This is a genomic window from Sulfitobacter sp. SBS6, assembly GCF_048285585.1.
Lineage (GTDB): Bacteria > Pseudomonadota > Alphaproteobacteria > Rhodobacterales > Rhodobacteraceae > Sulfitobacter > Sulfitobacter pontiacus.
The window spans coordinates 1,139,229-1,160,955 of record NZ_JBLWBA010000005.1 but is presented as its reverse complement, the minus strand read 5'-3'; the positions used below and the strand labels follow the sequence as shown (position 1 = coordinate 1,160,955).

The 21,727-nt window shown below is 59.9% G+C and carries 17 protein-coding genes; 11 read left to right on the top strand and 6 right to left on the bottom strand.

From position 1 onward, the window contains the following. Nucleotides 1-139: 139 nt before the first annotated feature. Entirely contained in the window at nucleotides 140-1,888 is a 1,749-nt protein-coding gene (locus ACNQ62_RS08935) for a DUF262 domain-containing protein (protein WP_418094689.1), read from the bottom strand. Between the two features lie 935 nt (nucleotides 1,889-2,823). Between ACNQ62_RS08935 and ACNQ62_RS08930 the strand changes: the two genes are divergently transcribed. From ACNQ62_RS08930 to urtE, 8 genes are all read left to right on the top strand, one after another. Continuing rightward, a complete protein-coding gene (locus ACNQ62_RS08930) occupies nucleotides 2,824-3,894 on the top strand; it encodes a malate/lactate/ureidoglycolate dehydrogenase (protein ID WP_418094688.1) in 1,071 nt (356 codons plus the stop codon). Between the two features lie 165 nt (nucleotides 3,895-4,059). Continuing rightward, nucleotides 4,060-5,196 carry a TAXI family TRAP transporter solute-binding subunit gene (locus tag ACNQ62_RS08925; protein WP_418094687.1) on the top strand — a complete coding sequence of 379 codons (1,137 nt, stop codon included), beginning with the start codon at nucleotides 4,060-4,062 and terminating at the stop codon, nucleotides 5,194-5,196. Between the two features lie 93 nt (nucleotides 5,197-5,289). Further along, nucleotides 5,290-7,284 carry a TRAP transporter permease gene (locus ACNQ62_RS08920; protein ID WP_005851847.1) on the top strand — a complete coding sequence of 665 codons (1,995 nt, stop codon included), beginning with the start codon at nucleotides 5,290-5,292 and terminating at the stop codon, nucleotides 7,282-7,284. Between the two features lie 339 nt (nucleotides 7,285-7,623). Beyond that, the gene (urtA, locus tag ACNQ62_RS08915; RefSeq protein WP_418094686.1) at nucleotides 7,624-8,916 is read left to right on the top strand and encodes an urea ABC transporter substrate-binding protein; all 1,293 of its coding nucleotides are present in this window, start codon (nucleotides 7,624-7,626) and stop codon (nucleotides 8,914-8,916) included. 75 nt (nucleotides 8,917-8,991) lie between these two features. Then, complete coding sequence (gene urtB / locus ACNQ62_RS08910; protein ID WP_418094685.1) at nucleotides 8,992-10,926, top strand: urea ABC transporter permease subunit UrtB; 1,935 nt, start codon at nucleotides 8,992-8,994, stop codon at nucleotides 10,924-10,926. Between the two features lie 3 nt (nucleotides 10,927-10,929). Continuing rightward, nucleotides 10,930-12,096 carry an urea ABC transporter permease subunit UrtC gene (urtC, locus tag ACNQ62_RS08905; protein ID WP_418094684.1) on the top strand — a complete coding sequence of 389 codons (1,167 nt, stop codon included), beginning with the start codon at nucleotides 10,930-10,932 and terminating at the stop codon, nucleotides 12,094-12,096. Further along, nucleotides 12,093-12,845, top strand: coding sequence for an urea ABC transporter ATP-binding protein UrtD (urtD, locus tag ACNQ62_RS08900; RefSeq protein WP_005851852.1), 753 nt, complete (start codon nucleotides 12,093-12,095; stop codon nucleotides 12,843-12,845). The genes urtC and urtD overlap by 4 nt, the downstream gene beginning before the upstream one ends. Continuing rightward, on the top strand, nucleotides 12,838-13,533 hold the full coding sequence (gene urtE, locus ACNQ62_RS08895; protein ID WP_064216776.1) for an urea ABC transporter ATP-binding subunit UrtE: 696 nt from the start codon (nucleotides 12,838-12,840) through the stop codon (nucleotides 13,531-13,533). The genes urtD and urtE overlap by 8 nt, the downstream gene beginning before the upstream one ends. Here the strand turns inward: urtE and ACNQ62_RS08890 are convergent. Next, on the bottom strand, nucleotides 13,530-15,926 hold the full coding sequence (locus ACNQ62_RS08890) for an ATP-binding protein (RefSeq protein ID WP_418094683.1): 2,397 nt from the start codon (nucleotides 15,924-15,926) through the stop codon (nucleotides 13,530-13,532). The genes urtE and ACNQ62_RS08890 overlap by 4 nt on opposite strands. Nucleotides 15,927-16,208: 282 nt before the next feature. On the opposite strand from ACNQ62_RS08890, the gene ACNQ62_RS08885 reads away from it, so the two are divergent. From ACNQ62_RS08885 to ACNQ62_RS08875, 3 genes are all read left to right on the top strand, one after another. Next, nucleotides 16,209-17,180, top strand: coding sequence for a mechanosensitive ion channel family protein (locus tag ACNQ62_RS08885; protein ID WP_348655776.1), 972 nt, complete (start codon nucleotides 16,209-16,211; stop codon nucleotides 17,178-17,180). Nucleotides 17,181-17,204: 24 nt separating this feature from the next. Next, entirely contained in the window at nucleotides 17,205-17,720 is a 516-nt protein-coding gene (locus tag ACNQ62_RS08880; RefSeq protein ID WP_005851858.1) for a DUF421 domain-containing protein, read from the top strand. 61 nt (nucleotides 17,721-17,781) lie between these two features. Beyond that, nucleotides 17,782-18,876: an alpha-hydroxy acid oxidase gene (locus ACNQ62_RS08875; protein WP_418094714.1), complete on the top strand. Its 1,095-nt coding sequence runs from the start codon at nucleotides 17,782-17,784 to the stop codon at nucleotides 18,874-18,876. Here ACNQ62_RS08875 and ACNQ62_RS08870 read toward each other — a convergent pair. From ACNQ62_RS08870 to ACNQ62_RS08855, 4 genes are read right to left on the bottom strand one after another with little or no spacing between them, the layout of a single operon-like run. Then, a complete protein-coding gene (locus ACNQ62_RS08870; protein WP_418094682.1) occupies nucleotides 18,857-19,672 on the bottom strand; it encodes a TonB family protein in 816 nt (271 codons plus the stop codon). The two genes, ACNQ62_RS08875 and ACNQ62_RS08870, sit on opposite strands and share 20 nt — an antisense overlap. Beyond that, on the bottom strand, nucleotides 19,669-20,160 hold the full coding sequence (gene exbD / locus ACNQ62_RS08865; protein ID WP_317937722.1) for a TonB system transport protein ExbD: 492 nt from the start codon (nucleotides 20,158-20,160) through the stop codon (nucleotides 19,669-19,671). The genes ACNQ62_RS08870 and exbD overlap by 4 nt, the downstream gene beginning before the upstream one ends. Before the next feature lie 5 nt (nucleotides 20,161-20,165). After that, the gene (gene exbB / locus ACNQ62_RS08860) at nucleotides 20,166-21,029 is read right to left on the bottom strand and encodes a tonB-system energizer ExbB (protein WP_418094681.1); all 864 of its coding nucleotides are present in this window, start codon (nucleotides 21,027-21,029) and stop codon (nucleotides 20,166-20,168) included. Nucleotide 21,030: 1 nt separating this feature from the next. Then, a complete protein-coding gene (locus tag ACNQ62_RS08855) occupies nucleotides 21,031-21,714 on the bottom strand; it encodes a Fe2+-dependent dioxygenase (protein ID WP_037943522.1) in 684 nt (227 codons plus the stop codon). Nucleotides 21,715-21,727 lie beyond the last annotated feature (13 nt).

Here is a 21,727-nt window from a genome sequence, read left to right as displayed (position 1 = left end):
AGCTATCTCCAAGATAGTCCAACTTTTCGTCCGCACCCCCGCCGGGTCAGTTCTCAGTGACAATCAACAAGAGTAGTCCGCACATATCCGCTTTGACGTCATGCCGGCTTTGTCAAAGCAGCTGCCGCGTTCACCACAGCTAGAACTGAGCGTTGATCCGTTCTTTGATTGCCTTTTCGCGTTCACGAACGAACTCTGGCAGCATCTCTACAGTCCAAAGCGATTGATCTGCCGGTATCATATGCCGTTCCGCGAACGCCGCGTCGCGGGATATAATCCAGTGGTTAAAAGGCGTATCGCTCTTCTCCAGATTTTCTCGCCCTAGAAGGAGCTGCAAATTCCCAAGGCGATCAACGCTTGAGAGAATCTCGACGATCCTATCTTCCGGCAGGTTCATAGCCATGAGCTTCTCTCGATTAGCCAGCGAACGCGGAATGATATGATCTATATGGTAGCCCGAAGCACCCCAGCGTTGTCCCTCATACAGAAGGCTCAAGGCGAGAAAACAATTGCGCTTACCATATGTGATTTCAAACAGGCCATGAATGTTATCATCGTTGAATGTTGCCAACCGACCGCGTCGCGCCAGCCCAGATACTAGATCAGCAGTGGGGAAGTCTGCCTTTGAGCGAAGCGACTCCTTGATCAGGCCCCGAGATATTGAGATCGCCTGATCTGATGTGCCGCTAAAGGCCCCATTCAGGAGGCTTCCAAGTAAGAATTTTTGGACGAGAACTGCGTTCCTCGCTTCGAAGGAAGTTGTGCCATCGAGACCTTCGTCGACGTTGTGTAGATAGTATGCGATCGGCATCAGCGCATTTGTTGAGGTCAACGTCTCTTTGTCAATTCCAAGCGAGTTCACAAGCCTAAGGGTCATTTCTAAGGTCTTTTTGATCTTTGCCCAGTTATCTTCAATAATGGCGAGGTTCGAATTTGTGAAGTTGTTGACTTTGTAAGTTACGTCTAGGTCGCTCAGCACGAGCGAAGCTTTCATCAGGAAGTCCTTGCTCAGGTCATTCCGTGCATCCAAACCGTCATTCAAATAATCAACAAGATCGAAGATTTCCTGTCGCGCACTGACGCCTTTCCATTTCGAGGTAATCATGGACAGCAGTAGGTCGGATTTCGATAGCTTGGTCCCGCCATCGTTGGCTCTGATGAAAATATCCAGCACTCGATCTAATGACTGATCCTTCTCGGTGTAGAAAGCAATCACGTCGTCTTTCCAGATCACTCTGTATAGGCGGTCCAGATTTTGCTCGATAGTGCGTTTTTCAAAGCGCGTCAGCTCACTTGGCAGCTTATCGATAATGCCATCGACAAGAGCGTAGTAAGCGTCATCTGACGTGCAATCTAGAATAGACCCTACTTTGAACCACAGGTGATCTGAACTGTTCCTCGGCGTGTGCTCAAAAAACTTGAGGCCATATGTTATTCCGATGTCTGCCTCACCTTCTTCAAGATCAGATTTTGGCGATTTTAGCAGGTCGAGGTATAGCCGCTGCTTTGTCCAAGCGTCTGGATTTTCCTTGCGCGCGTATTTCTTGCGCGTGGTGTAGGTTCCACGAAGGCCAATGAGTAGCGAGGTGAGCCGCTGCTGGCCGTCCAAAACCAATGTGACGTCTCTTCCGTCTGTTTCAGCCAACTCGTTGTGCATGCCTCCCTGACGAAAATTGTCGATGAACTTGTATATCTCCCAATCCCCGCGTCTGCTCGAGTCGAGTTCCCAAAATAGAAAAGAGCTGATCGGATAACCCTTTAAGAGTGAATCGAAGAGGGCGGTAATCTGGGACGTTTCCCAGACATAGGGGCGCTGAATGGCAGGTAGGAAAAGTGAACTGTTTATCTGATCAACGACACGGGCAATATTGGTGGATGCATATGACATTTAGTATAACCTTAATGAAAATTCTCACGCTTTGTTAAGCATGTAGAGCATATCCGCTTTGCAGATAACAACCATAAATTGTGCTCTCAGTCCTTAGTATTCTTGAGTGGGCTTTGTTTTGGTGGGCAGGAATTTCTGCACTTTCCTAACAATGACCAATACATATGTCTGCCAGACCAGCGCACCTTTTTCGCGATGCCAGGCTTGCTAATCAGCTCAGATCCTCAAGGTGTGTCAAATACCGAAAGAAGCCGCACAACACGGGCATAGGCATCGCCGATTATCAGCGAGTTTATGTTCAGGGCTTCAGGCAGTTGGCCTCTACTGCTTCAGTTGTTGACTAAGTCATGCAGTAGCTTTTGAAAGGTCGGGCTGTGCCCAGCTTTGCTAGTAGCGTTCAGGCGCGCTTTCGCCGGCACGACCCGAATAGGGTCAGCGATACGAGACAGGCCGCCGCGTAGAGCCGCTGGGCAATGCTCCTTAAAACGTTCATGCCGACCGGGGGCGGGTGCATCCAGAACATTGCGAAAGGCGTCAAACCGGTCAGGCTGAAACTCGTGATCTCTGTCTCGCCAAACATTTTGCCAGGGATGGATATGATCGGTCCAAGGTAGCGATCGGCTCCTCGGGTAGCACACTTCGTCTCTTCGCGTTTTAGTGGGACAATTATTCCGAAAAATCTAGTAAAACAATGGAAGGATTGTGTGTCCCACTTATGCCTAACTACTTGTTCAAAAAGCGTTAGTATTCCCCGCCCCTGGGTGCCGTTTAAACCCTCCGTTGAAAACTTCCCCGCCGTAGACGCCGACGTTGGCTCCTTCCGCTTCCGATGACCCTCCGGCTTGCAGTTTCCGCTTCTTGGCGCGAGGCTGCGATCGGGGGCGTTCGCTTTGGGAGAGGCGGCGTGGACAGCATATTTGGGGGAGGACAGGCCGATGGCGGTTGATGCGGGGCGGTTGACGGATTTTGCGACGGCTATTTTGGCGCATGCAGGGAAGGATGCAGGGCGGGCGGCGAAGGTTGCGGCGCGGTTGGTGGGGGCTAATCTGGCAGGGCATGACAGCCACGGGGTGGGGATGATACCCGCCTATGTGGACGGTATTCTTGCAGGGCAGTTGGACCCTGCGGCCGATATCGAGCTGGTGCAGGACAAGGGGCCGTTCGTCTTGGTCGATGGCCGCCGTGGCTTTGGCCATATCGTGGCAGAGCAGGCGATGACGCTGGCGATTGATCGTGCGCAGACCCACCATTTCGCGATGCTGTCCTTGCGCAACAGCTTCCACCTTGGGCGGTTGGGCGACTGGGGCATCATGGCGGCGGAGGCGGGGTTTATCTGCATCCTTTACGCGAATGTTCAGTCCGCGCGCCCCCTCGTGGCACCGTTCGGCGGCAGTGATGCGCGGTTTGTCACGAATCCTTACTGCACGGCGATACCGGCGACCGAAAAGCATCCGATGTTTGTGCTGGATATGGCGACCAGTACCATCGCCATGGGCAAGGCGCGTGTGGCTCAGCTTAGCGGCAATCCTGCGCCCGAAGGGGCGTTGATTGATGCGCAGGGTAATGCCACGCGCGATCCGTCGGTGGTATTTGACGGTGCGGGCGGGGCGTTGACGGCCTTCGGGCAGCATAAAGGGTTCGGGCTCGCCTTGCTGGGGGATATCTTAGGTGGATCGTTCAGCGGGGGCGGGGCCTATGCGCCCGAGCGCGAGGTGCCCGACCGGATCGTGAACAACATGATGGCGATCTTGATCGATCCGAATGTCTTTGGTCTTGCGCAAAGCTTTGGTGTGGATGTGGACAGCTATACAGATTGGGTCAAGGCATCCCCCGCAGCGCCCGGAACGGCGGGGGTGCAATTCCCCGGCGACCCCGAAAGGCGCAGTACGGCGGAGCGATCGGCCAAGGGTATTCCGCTGGATGCAGGCACATTGGCGCAACTGACGGCGGCGGCGCGGAAAGCAGGTGTTCCCGCGTCAGAACATCTTTGCTCTACCTCTGATTGACGCCACCCTGCGCAATCGCGCCTCTCGCGGTCTTTTGTTGACTCACGGAAAGGCGCGCTCTTATCCTTTTCCACAGGGCGGAACCACGTTTCACAAGAAAACGGGCCGCTAACCTTGCCGCAAACGCGAATGTTTTGCGCCGCAGGAATTTCTGGGAGGAAAGATATGAACGTATTGAAGACGACGGTCGTGGCATTTGGGTTCACGGCTTCCATGGCGTTCGCGCAGGATCTGGACCTGCCGCGTCAATTGAGCTGGACAGCCTATGACACCGGGTCGGCGGGATATAATCAGGCCGTGGCAATCGGTGCTGCGTTGCAAGATGCGGCGGGGGTGAACTTGCGCGTGCTGCCGGGCAAGAACGACGTGTCGCGCACAGAGCCATTGCGCCAGGGGCGGGTTGAATTCTCGGCCACGGGTGTGGGCGGTAGTTTTATGGCGCAGGAAGGTGTGTTTGATTTCGGGGCCGAAAACTGGGGCCCGCAGCCGATCCGCGTGCTGCTGGCGAACAACGGCGGCGCGATCAACCTTGCGGTCGGTGTCGCGGGCGATCTGGGGATCGAGACCTATGCCGACCTCAAGGGGAAGCGTGTGTCCTATATCGTGGGTGCCCCTGCGTTGAACGTGAACACCGAAGCCTATCTGGCCTATGGCGGCTTGACCTGGGACGATGTGGAGCGGGTTGATTTCGGCGGGTTCGGGGCCAGCTGGACCGGCCTGATCGAAGGGCAGGTCGATGCGGCTTTTGCGTCGACGAACTCGGGCAAGGCATATGAGGCCGAAGCGGGGCCGCGCGGGCTGTTCTGGCCGCCGATTGATCCCGACGACACCGAGGGTTTCGCCCGCATGCAGGAAATTGCCCCCTTCTTCACGCTGAACAAAGCCAAGGTCGGGGCCACCATCGACGGGACCGACGGCTATCAGGGCGCGGGCTATGCCTATCCGGTGCTGACCTCGATTGCGGCCACGGACGAAGCGTTGGTCTATAATATGACCAAGGCGATGGTAGAGCTGTTCCCGAAATATGACGGCAATTCCCCCGGCATCGGTGGCTGGGCGCTGGACAAGCAGAACATGGAATGGGTGGTGCCCTACCACGAAGGGGCGATCCGCTATTTCGAGGAAGTGGGCGCTTGGTCCGACACCGCGCAGGCGCATAACGACAAACTTGTGAAACGCCAACAAGCGCTGGCCGCGGCATGGGAAGCGACGAAAGCATCCAACCCTTCTGACTGGGAAGCCGCCTGGTCCGAGGCGCGCCGCAAGGCCTTGGCAGACGGCGGGTTCTCTGTCGTTTTCTGAACCTTTCCAAAGTTCGGGGCGGGCTGGTCATGGTGCCGGCCCGTTCCTGCTGTGCCTCTTACCGGCCCGTACCCCTAATATGAAAGCGTTTTTATGACCGATCCCGATACATCGCGCGCCCCGCAGCCGAAGTTCGAGGAGGTGGCGATTGACGGTGCCACCCCGGCAGAGCGGATCTCGGGGGTGGCACGTTGGGTCGTGGTGATCACCACGCTGCTGTCGCTGGTGCTGGTGGTGAACCAGCTGTTCAACCTTCAGCTTTTCGGGATTGTGCTGATCGACGGGCGGTATCTGTATATCCTCGGGGGGATGTTCCTTGCGCTGACTTTCCTTATCTTTCAGGCCCGCGGCGGCAAGGGGGGGGAGCCAACGCTGCTGGACTGGGTGTTGTTTGCCGCTTCGGTCGGGACCACGGGCTATCTGGCGCAGACCGCGCAGCAGAACCTGTCGCAGGGGTGGGAATATGCAGCCCCTGAAACGGCGCAATATGTCTCGGTCATATTCTTCTTCCTGATCCTGGAGGCAACGCGACGGGCAGGGGGGCTGGTGTTGTTCCTGATTGTCACGCTCTTTGCGTTCTATCCAACCTTCGCGGGCCACGTGCCGGACCCGTTTTCGGGCTTTCAAAGCACGTTTCTGCAAACGGTACCCTACCATATCTATTCCGCCGAAAGCTCTTTCGGCATTCCTATGAAGGCGTTTGGCGGCGTCGTGATCGGCTTCATCCTGTTCGGCGCGGTGCTGCAACGGACAGGCGGCGGGCAGTTTTTCAATGATCTGGCGCTTGGGCTTGTGGGCGGCTACCGCGGGGGCGCGGCGAAGGTCTCTATCTTTGCCAGCGGCTTTATGGGGTCGATGTCTGGCTCTGTCATCTCGAATGTCTTGACCACGGGGGCGGTGTCGATCCCCGCGATGCGCAAGACCGGGTTCTCGGCCAAGACCGCCGCCGCGACCGAGGCCTGCGCCTCGACTGGCGGGGTATTGATGCCGCCGATCATGGGGGCGACGGCCTTTGTCATGGCGTCCTTCCTGTCACGCCCCTATGTCGAAATCGCGCTGGCCGCCGCCATTCCGAGCATTCTGTTCTACTGGGGGCTGTTTGCCCAGATCGACGCCTACTCCGCGAAACGCGGGCTGCGTGGTTTGCCCAAGCCTGACCTTCCGCGCCTGCGTCAGGTGATGATCGAAGGCTGGCCCTATATCTTCGTTTTTGCGCTGCTGCTGTATATGATGATCGGGCTGCGGCAGGAATCCTCTGCGCCCTTCTATGCAACGGCACTGCTGTTGGTTGTGAACCAGTTCCGCGCCAGCCATCGTCTGAACCTGAGCCGCCTTGGCAATATGATCGTCGGTGTCGGCATGGGGCTGTCAGAACTGACCGCGATCCTGCTGGGCGTCGGGCTGATCGTGGGGTCGTTCTCGGCCACGGGGCTGGCGGGCACATTGGTGAACGAGCTGGTGTTTCTGGCCGGCGACAGCACGTTGATCCTGTTGCTGATGGGGGCGATCACCGCCTTTATCTTCGGCATGGGGATGACGGTGACCGCCTGCTATATCTTCCTTGCGGTGGTGCTGGCCCCCGCGCTTGAGGCCGGCGGGCTGAACCAGCTGGCAGTGCATCTGTTCATTCTCTACTGGGGCATGGTCAGCTATATCACACCTCCGGTCGCGCTTGGCGCTTTTGCGGCCTCTACCATGGCGGGGTCCAACCCGATTGCCACGGGGTTCGAGGCGATGCGCCTTGGCGGTGTCATCTATATCGCGCCCTTCTTCTTTGTGCTGAACCCTGCGTTGATTGGTCAGGCCCCCGCGTGGGAGGTCGTCGTCGCGCTGAGCTGTGCGATGATCGGGGTGACCCTGATCTCGGCGGCGCTGCAGGGTTACATCAGCCTTGTCGGCCCGATTGAAGGCCGTGGGGCGCTACCGATGCGGGTGGCGCTGTTCTTTGGCGGCGTTCTGATCGCCATGCCGCAGAACGATCTGGCCGGTTTGGGCTACAGCCTGTCCTTTCTCATCGGGGTCGCCCTTTGTGCGCTGCCGATGTTGCGGGCGTGGCAGGCGACCTCCGCCGCGCGCGTCACCCCCTAAGGGGAAGGTGCTGGCGCGCGCTTGTCGCGCGCCTTTCCCCGCAGCCGTGTGCTTGCCGGTTACATTTTAAGCGATCCCGATCTTTGGTGCCAAAAAATGAGGCGCGGCTAGGGGCGTGTCCTGTGACATGCCATTTTTTCTAGCGACTCCGCCACTGCCCTAGGCATCTTGGCCTTGTGCCGACACAGGCAACACCGTCGCACGGCAAGCGATCCTGGCAGATGTAACAAGCCATGCGACGATCACAACAATATGCTGCGCCTCCTGTCTAACGTGCTTGGGGGCCCCGGAAAAGTGCGTTCTGACGCGCGGGGTAGCAGCGCCAACAGGGGATAGAAGATGACAACATTCACCAAACTCGCCGCCTGCGCGACCGCCGCATTGATGGGCTCCACCTCGCTGGTGATGGCGCAGGACTGTGCCGATCCGGTCAAGGTCGGCGTGCTGCACTCGCTGTCGGGGACCATGGCGATTTCCGAGACGACGCTGAAAGACACCATGCTGATGTTGATCGACGCGCAGAACGAAAAGGGTGGCGTATTGGGCTGCGAAATTGAGGCGGTCGTGGTCGACCCTGCCTCCGACTGGCCTTTGTTCGCAGAGAAGGCGCGGGAACTGCTGACCGTGAACGAGGTCGACGTGATCTTTGGCAACTGGACCTCTGTGTCGCGCAAATCCGTGCTGCCCGTGATCGAAGAGCTGAACGGCCTGCTGTTCTACCCCGTGCAATACGAGGGCGAGGAATCGTCCAAGAACGTGTTCTACACGGGTGCCGCGCCCAACCAGCAGGCGATCCCTGCGGTTGATTACTACCTCGAAGAGCTGGGGGTCGAGAAATTCGCCCTGCTCGGGACCGACTATGTCTACCCGCGTACCACCAATAACATTCTGAAATCCTATCTGATGTCCAAGGGCATTGCCGAAGAAGACATCTTTGTGAACTACACCCCGTTTGGCCATTCCGATTGGGCCACGATCGTGGGCGATGTCGTGGCACTGGGCCAGGACGGCAAGCAGGTGGGCGTTGTGTCGACCATCAATGGGGACGCGAACATCGGTTTTTACAAAGAGCTCGCCGCGGCGGATGTGTCGGCGGATGATATCCCCGTCGTTGCCTTCTCGGTGGGCGAGGAAGAGCTGTCGGGGCTCGATACATCGAACCTTGTCGGGCATCTGGCGGCGTGGAACTACTTTATGTCCGCAGACACCCCTGCAAACGCTGAATTCATCGAACAGTGGAAAACATCCATCGGCGACGACAAACGCGTGACCAATGACCCGATGGAGGCGCATTACATCGGCTTCAACATGTGGGTGAATGCGGTTGAACAGGCTGGCACCACCGATGTCGATGCCGTGCGCAGCGCGATGTACGGGCAGACCTTCCCGAACCTGACCGGCGGCACCGCCGAGATGCTGGTGAACCACCACCTGTCCAAACCCGTGCTGATCGGCGAGATCACGGCAGACGGTCAGTTCGACATCATCAGCCAGACCGATCCGGTGCCCGGCGATGCCTGGACAGACTTCCTGCCCGAAAGCGCTGTGCTGACCTCCGATTGGAAGGATCTGGAATGCGGCATGTACAACACCGAAACGGAAACCTGCGTTCAGCTGACCTCTAACTACTGATCCTGAACGCCGGGGCGGGCAGGCTGACTGGCCGCCCCATCACCTTATTTCCCAGACTTACCACAAGGGTTCCCTATGTTCCGCCACCTGTTAATGCTCCTCTGTTGGGTGGGCATCGTGGGAACGGCACAGGCGCAAGATTTGCAGCCCGTGCTTCAAGCTCATGCCGATGAAATTGCCAAACCCTCGCGCAGCTCTGTCTCTGTCGCGCTGGATGATCTGGTTGCCTCCGGTGCGCCGCAGGTCAGCGCGTTTCTTGAACGCTGGCAGGACAAAGGGGTCTGGCAACGCGACGCGGATGGTGTGTTCTTTTTCGGCACCGAGACAGGCGACACGCTGGCCTTGCGCGATATCGACAGCGATGCGGAAAGCACGGCACCGGCAAGCGGGTTTTCGCAGCTAAAACCCAATGGCGGTGTGCGCCGCCTGATCGGCACCGCGCTTGTGCAGTTCCAACTGACCGACCCTGATCTTGCACGCCGTCAAAGTGCCGTCGATTCCATCGCCCGCCGTCCAGAGGCGGACCAACTGGCCCCCCTGCGCGCCTCGATCGAGGCAGAGACAGACGCGGCGCTGAAGGCCCGCAAGATCCAGCTGACCAACTTCCTCTCTGCCAGCTTTGGCGACACAGCCGCCGACCGTATCGCGGCGATCACGTCAATGGCCAGCGATACCTCGATCGAGGCGCGGGCGGTAATGAACCAGATTCTGTCGACCAAAACAGCGACGCCGTCTGAAGCACCCAGCGGCAACGTCGCGCGGGTGCTGTCACCGGGGGAGGATATTTCACCCGATGCGGCCTATGCGCAGCTTGTGGCGGCTGATCTGGCCCCGGCGCCTGTGCCCCCTGCCGCGATCCGCGACGCTTTGGCGGCGAACGTTGTCAACGGGCGTGTGGGTGGTATCCCGACAGCGCGGCTGAATACCGATGCGGCGCGTGCGACGGCCTATGCCGCTCTCGCCGCTGCGGGCACCGTGCCGCCGCTGGAGACTGCGCGGGACCAGCAAGATGCCATCGCGGGCATGACGTTCTACGAGGTGTATGACGAGCCCGACAGCGCCGTCACAGACGCCGCGCGGGCCGCGCTCGACAGTATCGAGACCCGCGTCGCTGCCGCGCAAACCGTTGACCTGACGCTGGATGCGCTGTCGCTCGCGTCGATCTATTTCCTTGCCGCTATCGGCCTTGCCATCACCTTTGGCGTCATGGGGGTCATCAACATGGCCCATGGCGAGTTTATCATGATGGGGGCCTATACCGGCTATGTCGTGCAGCTGTTCGTGCCCGATTACACGCTGTCGATCATCATCGCCCTGCCGCTGGCCTTTGCGGTCACATTCGCCGCCGGTGTGGTGATGGAGCGGTTGGTGATCCGGCACCTCTACCACCGTCCGCTAGAGACGTTGCTGGCGACTTTCGGGATCTCTATCGCTTTGCAGCAACTGGCCAAGAACATCTTTGGCACGCAGGCCCGACCGCTGACCTCTCCGGCTTGGCTGGACGGGGCGTGGGTGATCTCGGATGTGATTCAGGTCAGCTATATCCGCATCGCGATCTTCGTGTTGGCGCTGCTGTTCCTGGGGCTGATCCTGTTTGTGCTGAAACGCACGCGACTGGGGCTAGAGGTGCGCGCCGTGACGCAGAACCCCGGTATGGCGGCCAGTATGGGTATCAACCCCGACCGTATCAACATGATGACCTTTGGCCTTGGCTCGGGCATCGCGGGGATCGCGGGGGTAGCCATCGGGCTTTATGCCAAGGTCACGTCCGAGATGGGGGCCGATTACATCGTGCAATCCTTCATGACCGTGGTTGTGGGCGGCGTTGGTAACGTCTGGGGCACGCTGGCCGGGGCCTCGCTCATCGGGTTCCTGCAAAAGGGGATCGAATGGTTCAACCCGTCCAATACCCTCGCGGCCCAGACCTATATGGTGCTGTTCATCATCCTGTTCATTCAATTCCGTCCCAAGGGCATCGTTGCCCAAAAGGGTCGGGCAGCAGCGGATTGATCCATGCGTAAAACATTCCTTTCCGAAAACCCTTCCGTCCTGTGGTTCATCGCGCTGTTGGGGCTGTTTACCCTCGCGGTCGCCATCGGGTCAGAGGCGACAGGCACGGGCCTTATCTCTACCTCTATGGTCAAGACATTGGGCAAGACGCTGTGCCTGTGTCTGATCGCCATCGCGATGGATGTGGTCTGGGGCTACTGCGGTATCCTGAGCCTCGGGCATTTCGCCTTCTTCGGCATCGGCGGTTATGCCATCGGCATGTGGCTGATGTATGCACGCACCGAAGGCATCGTATTAGCAAGCCTTGAAGGTCAGGTGATCCCGCCCACACCGCAAGAGGTGCAGGACGCCATCGGCAACCAGATCTTCGGCGTCGTTGGCAGCTCTGACTTTCCGTGGCTCTGGGCCTTTTCCGACAGTCTGTTCCTGCAATTGCTGATGGTGGTGATTGTGCCGGGGCTGCTGGCGCTGGTCTTTGGCTGGCTGGCATTCCGCAGCCGTGTCACGGGCGTTTACCTGTCGATCCTGACTCAGGCGATGACGCTGGCGCTGTCGCTGTGGCTGTTCCAGAACGACAGTGGTCTGCGCGGCAACAACGGGCTTTCCGGTTTGCAGAATATTCCGGGGTACGAAGACACCTCGCAGGCGACCATCAGCCTTGTGTTCTTTATGGGGTCGGCGCTGGCGCTGGCGCTTGGGTATATCCTGTTTGCTTGGGTGGTATCGGGCAAGATGGGCAGCGTGGTGCAAGGCATCCGCGATAACGAGGCCCGCGTCCGCTTCCTTGGCTACCGTGTGGAACGCTACAAGCTGTTCATCTTTACCCTGACCGCCGTGATCGCCGGTATCGCCGGGGCGCTTTATTACCCGCAGGCCGGCATCATCAACCCGGCAGAGATCGCGCCGATTGCATCGATCTATCTGGCGGTCTGGGTCGCGATTGGCGGGCGCGGGCGGCTTTACGGCGCGGTGATCGGGGCGGCATTCGTATCCTTGCTGTCCAGCTGGTTCACAGGGGGCGGTGCCCCTGCCATCGATCTAGGGTTCTATACGATCCTATGGACCGACTGGTGGCTGGTGCTGCTTGGCGTATCCTTTGTTTGCGTCACCTTGTTCTTCCCCAAGGGGATCGGCGGCCTGTTTGATTATCTGGTGAGGAAACCGTCATGAACGATACCCTGTTAGAAGTCTCCGGCGTGTCGAAATCTTTTGACGGGTTCAAGGCGATCAACAACCTGTCGATCCAGATCGCAGAGCCTGAGCTGCGCGCTGTGATCGGGCCGAACGGGGCGGGCAAGACCACCTTTATGGACATCATCACCGGCAAGACGCGCCCCGACAGCGGCCATGTCGTCTGGGGGGAGCGGAATATATCGCTGCTAGGTATGTCAGAGGCGGATATCGCGAACGAAGGGGTGGGGCGCAAGTTTCAGAAACCCACCGTGTTCGAGGCGCAGACCGTGCGGCAGAACCTTGCGATGGCGCTGAAGAACCCGCGTGGGCCGCTGGCCGTCCTGCTGCACCGCAAGACCCCGTCCAACGCTGCGCGGATCGAAGGCATCGCGGCAGAGATCGGCCTGACCGAGAGCCTGACCCGCATCGCCGGAGAGTTGAGCCACGGGCAGAAGCAATGGCTTGAGATCGGCATGCTACTGGCGCAGGAGCCGCGCCTGCTGCTGGTCGACGAACCCGCCGCCGGCATGACGGTTGAGGAACGCGAAAAGACCACCGATATTCTGAAACGTGCCGCCAAGACCCGCGCCGTGGTAGTGGTCGAACATGACATGGAATTCGTGCGCAGGCTCGACTGCAAGGTCACGGTGCTGCACGAAGGATCGGTGCTGGCCGAAGGCAGTCTTGACCACGTGACATCCAACCCGAAAGTGATCGAAGTTTATCTGGGGCGCGGCCATGCTTGAAGTTGAAAATCTGGACCTGCACTATGGTCAAAGCCGCATTCTTTACGAGGTGTCCTTTCAGGCCCCCAAGGGGCAGATCACGACCTTGATCGGCAACAACGGGGTCGGCAAGACCTCCACCCTCAAGGCGATTGCCGGGCGGCATCCAGCGTCGGCGGGCACGATCACCGTTGACGGGACACCTGTGCGTTTGACCACGGCCTTTCAGGCGGCGAATGCGGGCATTGCCTATGTGCCGCAGGGGCGCGAGGTTTTCCCGATGATGACGGTGGAGGAGAACCTAGAGACGGGGTTTGCCTGCCTGCCCAAGACCGACCACCACATTCCCGATCACATTTACGACCTGTTCCCTGTCTTGCGGGAGATGAAAGCGCGGCGCGGGGGGGATCTGTCGGGCGGGCAGCAGCAGCAGCTTGCCATCGCACGGGCGCTGATCACGCGACCGAGGGTCTTGTTGCTGGACGAACCGACTGAAGGTATCCAGCCCAATGTGATCCAGCAGATCGGGGATGCGCTGCGGTTGCTGCGCACCCAAGGCGAGATGGCAATTGTATTGGTCGAACAGAATGCCGATTTCGCCTATGCGCTGGGCGACAGCTTTATCGTGGTCGAAGGCGGGCGCAACGGGCCGCGCAAGCTGAAGGCCGATTACACCAAGGACATGTTGATCGCCGATCTGGCGCTTTAGGCCACCATCGCCACGTCGGGGTCTTCGGTCGAGGGGCAGGTGAACCAGAATACGGTTTCCTCCCCCGGCACACTGTCGAACCCGATCTCCCCGCCCATGGCCTCTACCAGATGGCGCGAGATATTGAGCCCAAGCCCGGTGCCACCGCGCTGTCGCGTGTTCGATGCCTCGGCCTGCGAGAACGGCTGGAAGATACGTTCGCGGAACTCCTCTGAAATGCCGTTGCCCAGATTGGTGACAGAGATTTTGGTCATGTCGCCCACCGGCGCTGTGGTCACGGTCACGGCGGTTTCGGGGTAGGCGAACTTGCAGGCGTTGGACAAGAGGTTGGTCAGCACCTGCATGATGCGGTTCTTGTCGGTCAGCACATGGTGATCGGGATCGGGCGTGTCTACGTCGATCTCGACCTTCCACTCGCTGGCATAAGGCTCTACCTGCTCGGCGGCGAGGGTGACGATATCGCCCAGCTTTTCCGGTTTCGGCACAACGGTCATGCTGCCTGCGTTGATCTTTTCCATGTCCAGAATGTCATTTACCAGCGCGACAAGCCGGTCGCAGTTGGCCGTGGCGATCTGCACCAGACGCACCGCGCCGGCATCCGGATCGTCCTGTGTCTGGGCCTCAAGCAGCCCCAACGCCCCCTTAATAGAGGTCAGCGGCGTGCGCAGTTCGTGGCTGACGGTGGCGACAAAGTCGTGCTTCATCTGTTCAAGCTTGTTGCTTTCGGTGATGTCGATCTGGATACCCAGCATCCGCAGGGCGCGCCCGTTCTTCGCCCGCTCTACCACGACCGCATCCGATTTGATCCAGCGCCAGTTGTCCTGACCGACGCGGATGCGAAAGCGGGCCTCGGCGCGGTCGGTCATCCCGTTCAGACAGGCGAGTTCGATCTTCTTGACCACCGCCGCATCATCGGGATGCACATGCTGCATCTTATCGTAATAGGGGTTCTGACAGGCGGGATCAGCGGGGTGGTGCATGATGTCGCGCCATGTGTCCGACACCACAGATGTGCCATTTTCCAGATCAATGTCGAAGACCCCGATATGTGCACTGCTGAGCGCGAGGCTCCACCGTTGTTCGGTTTCCGCGATCTTGAGCGTGCGGCGTTCGCTGTCGGTGATATCGCGCAGCATCAAGGTGATACGGGTCTCTGCGTCGGCGGTAAGCCAGGTGTTCTTCTCGACCTCAAGTGTGCGGGGTTCTGTCGTACCATTGTGGGGCGGAACGACGACCTTCGCCCCGCCGTCGGCACGGTGGATGTCGACCTCGGGCAGCAGGTCTTGCACGAAGTCGCCCGTCGCGTCCTTGCGGTGCCCGGCCGCGATCAGATGCTGTCGCGCGGCATCGTTCAGATGCAGTATTTCACCCGATTGCCGGACCGAGATAATCGGCAGCATCGCGTTTTCGAGGATTGATCGTTTCTCTTGGTGCTGGGTCTCAAGCTCGCGGGTTTTGTCGGCCACCGTCTGGTTGATTGTCAGATTACGTTTCAGGATCACCGACTGGATAATCAGGATCAGCGCCGTGATGGTCAGCGACAGCGCCAGCACGATCCATTTGGCGTTGTTCGGTTGCGCGGCCTCGAACGCGGGGGTGCTGGCCCAGTGCAGGGTCATGCGTTGGCCATAGCCCGTATGGTCACGCGAAAATTCAAACGCCGGTGGGGGGGCATCGCTGGCGACGGTTGGATCGTGCTGGAACGGGGTGCCATTCTCATCATAGAAGGACACATCCAGCGTGATGAGGTCATTTTGCGCGGCGAAGAGATCGCTAAAGATTTCGTCCACATCGACCATCGCAAAGGCGACGCCCAGAAACGCCGCATCAGGATCGCGGGTGCCGTCAGAAGCGGCGGCAGGGCGGAAAATCGGTTTGATCAGCAGGGCATGGCAGTTTTCACCGTGGAGCGCAGGGGTTGTCGAAAGCGTCTCGCCGCTTGCATAGGTGGCGAGGGCCGTGGCCAGAAGATCTGCGTTGCTTGAAAACTCTGTCCCGACCATGCCGGCGAAGTTTTCCGTCGGTGTGGCGCGCTGGATCACGAAGTCCTTCAGCGTGCCGTCGGTTTCGTCATACACAGGCACGGCGAAGCCGATGGCGTCCAGCACGTAGGAACCGTCGGCAATATGGACCGACGTCGCGTAGGTCTCCATATCCTGCGCCGTCACCTCGTCAGAGGCAGCGACAAAGCCCGCGACACCGTCGAGCGTCCTGCCGTATTCGTCGGCGCGCCGCCCCATTGACGACAGCCCTTGGCTGACCAACGCGTGAAACCTGTCCTGCGCTTGGACCTCCACAGTATTGCCCGCCACAAAGAAGAACAAAAAGGAAAGCCCGATGCAGACGCAAAGGGTAAAAAGTTGAAAGTAGGCTAGCTTGCGCGGAATTGTCATCGTTGCCCTGTAACTCAGTCCTGCACAGAGGGTTGTACGCTCTGCATCACTTGAATTTCTCTGCCATCGTTAATGGTTTCTGAAACTGGCGGAATTATGGCGCTGTTGCTCATTTCACACAAAGCGCTTGCGGCCTTGGACGTGTTTGCAGCGCATATACCAAGGGTGTTTCGGGAACCTGCCGCTGTTTCGGGTCGTTTGTCTTGGGGATGTGATCAAATAGCGACGTGAGAACGGGCCTTTTTTGCTCCCGCTGATTCAGTAATGAGTAAGGAAGAACCCATGGAAGAAGTCGACGCCAACCCCGGCCTGATTTTCGATAAACTTGACGGCTGGTTGGACGGCTTTTTCAGATTGCTCCCGAATATCGGCGTCGCGCTGGTTGTGGCCGTGGTGTTCTGGTTTCTGGGAATGGGCATCGGCGCGCTGATCCGCAAATCCGCCGGGCGCCGCGGACGCGAGAATTTGGGCGACGTGGGCGGGGCGCTGATGCGGTGGGCCGTGACGATCATCGGCTTCATGCTGGCGGTGACCATCGTCGCCCCGACGGTCACACCGGGGGATCTGATTGCCGGGTTGGGCGTCAGCTCTGTCGCGATCGGCTTCGCGTTCAAGGACATTTTGCAGAACATGCTGGCAGGTATCCTGATCCTGCTGCGTCAGCCCTTTGAAGTCGGCGACCAGATCGTGTCGGGCGGGCATGAGGGCACGGTCGAAAAGATCGAGACCCGCGCCACGATGATCAAGACCTATGACGGTCGCCGCGTGGTGATCCCGAATTCGGACATCTATACAGACAGCGTGGTGGTCAATACCGCCTTTGACACGCGCCGGTCGGAATATGACATCGGCATCGGCTGCAGCGACGATTGGGATACCGCGCGCAAGGTCATGCAGGATGCCTGCGCCAGCGTTGAGGGTGTAGAGGCCGACCCAGCCCCTGAAACGATACCGGTCGAACTGGGCGATTCCGCCAATATTGTCCGCTTGCGGTGGTGGACGAAATCGGACCGTGCGTCGCAGATCCATACCTTCGGGGCGGTGCTGCAGGCCGTCTATAAGGCGCTGGACGAAAAAGGCATCGATATGCCCTATCCGACGCAGGTGCATCTGTTCCACGACCAGACCGAAGCGACCGACGGCGACCGCCGCGCGCAGCGCGAAGGGTGGCCCGCGGGCGAGGGCGACGTGCCGAAATCGCGTGCTCAACAACGCGACGAGAAAGAAGAAAAAGCGCGTCAATCCGACGCCTGATCAATCCAGAAAAGAAGGAATTATATGTTTTTCGACAATACGGTACTGGATGTTCTGGCCCGTGGCTTCGTGCTGAGCGGTGTGGCGCTGATCTGGATCATCCTCATGGTGCGGATCGTCGGGCTCAATTCCTTCTCCAAAATGACGAACTTCGACTTTGTGACCACCATCGCCTTCGGCTCTTTGCTGGCGGGGGCGGCGCAAGCGGCGGATTGGAAGGCGTTCTTCCAGACATTGGTCGCGACGGCCTGCCTGTTTCTTTTCCAGTTCGGCCTATCCTATCTGCGCCGTCGGTCTGAAACCGCTTTGCATACCATCCAGAACGCGCCGGTCTATCTGATGGAGAATGGCAAGATCTGCGAAGAGGCGATGCGGGTCAATCGCGTGTCACGCAGTGACCTGATGGAGAAGCTGCGCGAATCCAATGTCATGCGGCTGAGCGATGTGCGTGCCGCCGTCTTCGAGACGACGGGCGAAGTCTCTGTTCTATGTGGGGACGAGGTTGATGACGCGATGCTGGAATACGTCCAACGCGTCTAAACGATATACCTGAGTATTTAAGTCGCTTGTGGCGGCGGGCGTTTTGCGCGATCTGTTGGGTATGCCTGTGACCTTATCAGATTTCGAAGCCTCCGCCCACGCGACCCTTGCCGCTGATGTGTTTGCCTACCTTGAAGGCGGCGCAGAAGGGGAGCTGTCGCTGCGCCAGAACCGCGCCAGCTTTGGCCGGATAGGATTGTTGCCGCGCCTGTTGGCTGACTGTGCAGGCGGCCATACGCGCACGACGATATTGGGGCAGCCCGCGGCGCATCCGATCATGGTCGCGCCGATGGCGTTCCAACGGCTGTTCCACACGGATGGCGAAACTGCGACTGCAATGGCCGCTGCCGCTCAAGACGCGGTGATGGTGGTCAGCTGCCAGACCAGCACCGCGCCCGAAGACATCACCACCATCCCCGGGCGACGCTGGTTCCAGCTTTATATGCAGGCGGATCACGATAGCACGATGACTTTGGTCAACCGCGCGGTGGACTGCGGGGCAGAGGCGCTGGTGGTGACGCTTGACGCGCCGATCAACGGGCTGCGCGACCGCGAGGTTGCCGCGGGCTTTGCGCTGCCGGATGGCGTGCGCCCCGTGATGCTGGACCCGCTGCCGCAACCGCCGCGACCGCAGTTGCAAGACGGGCAGAGCGTGGTGTTCGACGGGATGATGGTCTTTGCCCCCACATGGGCAGACCTGACGCGGCTGATTGCGGACAGCCCCGTTCCGGTGATCATCAAAGGCTGTCTGCGTGCCACGGATGCGCAGCGGTTTGTCGATGCCGGTGTTGCGGGGATCATCGTGTCAAACCACGGGGGCAGGGTGCTGGATACTGTTCCGGCCCCCGTCACGCAGTTGGCTGCCGTGGTGCAGGCTGTGGGACAGGATGTGCCGGTCTATCTGGATGGCAGCATCCGGCGCGGGAGCGATGTGTTTAAGGCGCTGGCACTTGGGGCTGAAGCTGTGCTGGTCGGTCGCCCCGTGATGCACGGGTTGATCGTCGACGGGGCACGCGGGGCCAGTCAGGTGTTGCGTCGCTTACGGGACGAGCTGGAAGTGACGATGGCCCTATGCGGCTGCGCAACAGTCGCGGACATCACCCCCGATATGGTCACAGCCTTCGGCGGCGACCCGATCAGCGAAAGCGATAGCTGATCGGGATTGCCAGATTGAACGGGCCGGCACCCATGGCTGAGGGCGGGCGCGGCAGTGTTTGTAGCCGGTCAAAGATATCCAACGCGGCCTGATCCAGCACGGGCCAGCCGGAGGATTTGGAAACCTCGCGCGCCTTGATCTGACCGTATTGATCCAGCGTGAAGGCCACGGTTGTGGTCCCCTCTGCGCGGGCTTCGCGGGCGCGGCGGGGGTAATCCTTGGCCGCGTTCAACGCCAGAACCAGCGATTTTTGCCAATCCGTGATCTCTGCGCGTTCGGCATCTGTCAGCCCCTGTTCCTTGGCCGCGCTTTGGTCCTGTTCGTCTTGGCCCGCGCTTGCCTTGGGGGCGGCAGCCGTGCTTTGCGCGGCGTTCTCGTTTTCGGTCTCTTCCTGCAACTCGGTCGGCGTTTCGGTCGCCTCCTTGTCGGTGTCGACTTCCTGATCGGGGTTGGCGATCTTGAACTGCAGTTCGGGGTCGTCCGGCGTGTGCGGTATCTGTGCCAGCAGCGGATCGTTTGACGCTTTGGCTTCCTCGCGTTCGGCCGGGCTTTCGAGCGTGGCTTGGCTATCCTCGGCGGGTGGCCCGTCGGGGAGGTCGGTTTCAGGCGCGGCCATGATCATCTCGACCTCGGCCAGATCGATCAGCTCGCGGCCCTGAATGCCCGCTTCTTCCGGTGGCTCGAAGGCCGCGGCCTGTGTCAGCCAAAGTGCGACCAGCGCGCCATGCACGCCGATGCTCAGCCCGGCCCCCAGCATCAACCCGGCACCATATCGCGGGGCGTAGGCAAAGCTCATTCCGCGGTGTCCTGTGCAGCGGGGGCAGGGGGAGCGGTTGCAACGTCACCTGCCGCCGAAGGGGCGGCCCCGCCCTCGTCCTCAAGCCCGACGAGGCCGATCTTCAGATAGCCTTCGCTGCGCATACGGTTCATCACGGCCATCACCTCGCCATAGGGAACCGAACGATCGGCGTTGATATAGATGCGCGTGCCCAGATCCAGACGGGTCAGGATGCCAAGCCGCATGTTCAGATCCCCCAAGGATACCTCTTCTTCGCCCACGCTCAGGCTGAGGTCCTGATGGATGGTGACAAAGACCGGATCATCGGGGCGCGGCGCGGGTTTGCCGGTGGCGACCGGCAGCTCTACGTTGACGTCCACGGTAGACAGCGGGGCCGCCACCATAAAGATGATCAGCAGGACCAGCATCACGTCGATAAACGGTGTGATGTTGATATCCGCATTGGGGGCAAGATCGTCGCCGCCGTCAGAAAGTCGCACGCCCATCGGGGTTACTCCGCTGCCAGTTTGGTGGCGATATCAGGGGTGGTATGGGGCACGTCGGCGGTACGCTCTGCACGGTCCAGATCACGCGACAGACAGCGCTCCACCAGCGCCGCGGCATCCCCCACACGCGCACGGTAGCCGGTGACGACGCGGGTGATGTGGTTATAAAGCAGCACGGCGGGGATCGCGGCGACCAGACCGATGGCGGTGGCCAGCAGCGCTTCGGCGATACCGGGGGCGACGACCGTCAGGCTGGTGCTGCCGCTTTCAGCGATGCCGATAAAGCTGTTCATGATGCCCCAGACCGTGCCGAAAAGCCCGATGAACGGTGCTGTCGACCCGATGGAGCCCAAGATCATCGCACCAGACTGCATCGCGCGCGCGGCCCCTGCCTCGATCCGCGAAAGTTCGGAGGCGACGCGTTCCTTGATGCCCGCCTTGTTCAACCCGTCAGAGATGTCGATCTCGGCCAAAGCGGCGCGGATCATGGCGCGCATGGGGCCGGAGAAGGATTTCGCCTGCGCGCCTTTGATAGCACCCGCCTTGGCAAGCTTGCGGTAGGACCGGCGCAGCCGTGCGTTGGCCCAGCTGACCTGCAGGATCTTGCCCGCCCATACGGCCCAGCCCAGAACCGAGGCGATGGCCAGCCCGAACATCACCGCTTTCACGACGATATCGGCCCCCATGAACATCGCCAGCGGCGAATGGCCGCCCTGTTGCGCGGCCACGCGCATCGGCTCGGACAGGGCAGGGCCGATCCATTCGTCAGCCCATGTGATCAGCGCGATATTGACCGACGCAGTGTCGGCTGCGGCCAGTTGCGGCGTCGCGACAAGGACGGCCGCCAGAAGGATGCTTGGAAATTTCATATCAGGTCTCTGCCCATTGTCGGATGAGGTTGTGGTAGATGCCGGTCAGGCGCACAGCGGTCGGGTCGTTCAGACCCGCGCTGGCCGACAGCTCTTGGATGGATTGATCCAGATCGAAGAGAATCTCGCGCTGGCCGCCGTCGCGGATCATCGACTGCACCCAGAAGAAGGACGCAACACGCGCACCACGGGTGACAGGCGTGACCTGATGCAGCGAGGTTGACGGATAAAGCACGCAGTGCCCCGCCGGCAGTTTGACCGACTGGGTGCCGTAGTTGTCTTCGATGACCAGCTCGCCACCGTCATAGTCGTCGGGATCATTCAGGAACAGCGTGCACGACAGGTCGGTCCGCAGCCGCTGGCCGGTTTGCGGGTTCACGCGGATGGCGTTGTCGACATGCACGCCGAAGGTCTCTGCCTCTTCGTAGCGGTTGAACATCGGGGGCAGGACATGCAGCGGGAGGGCAGCGGAAACCCACGTGGGGTTGCCCATCAACCGCTGGAGCACCAGCGTCTGCAAATCAGGCAGAACGGGGCTGTCGAGGGGAATTTGCTGATTGCGCTTGGTTTGCGCCGATTGCGCGCCGGCGGTGTTGCGGCCGTCGTCCCATTGGGCCGTGTCGATCACAGATCGGATATGGGCAACTTCCTGCGGTGACAGGATATTTTCGACGCAAAGCAACATGGTGTATCCTTTC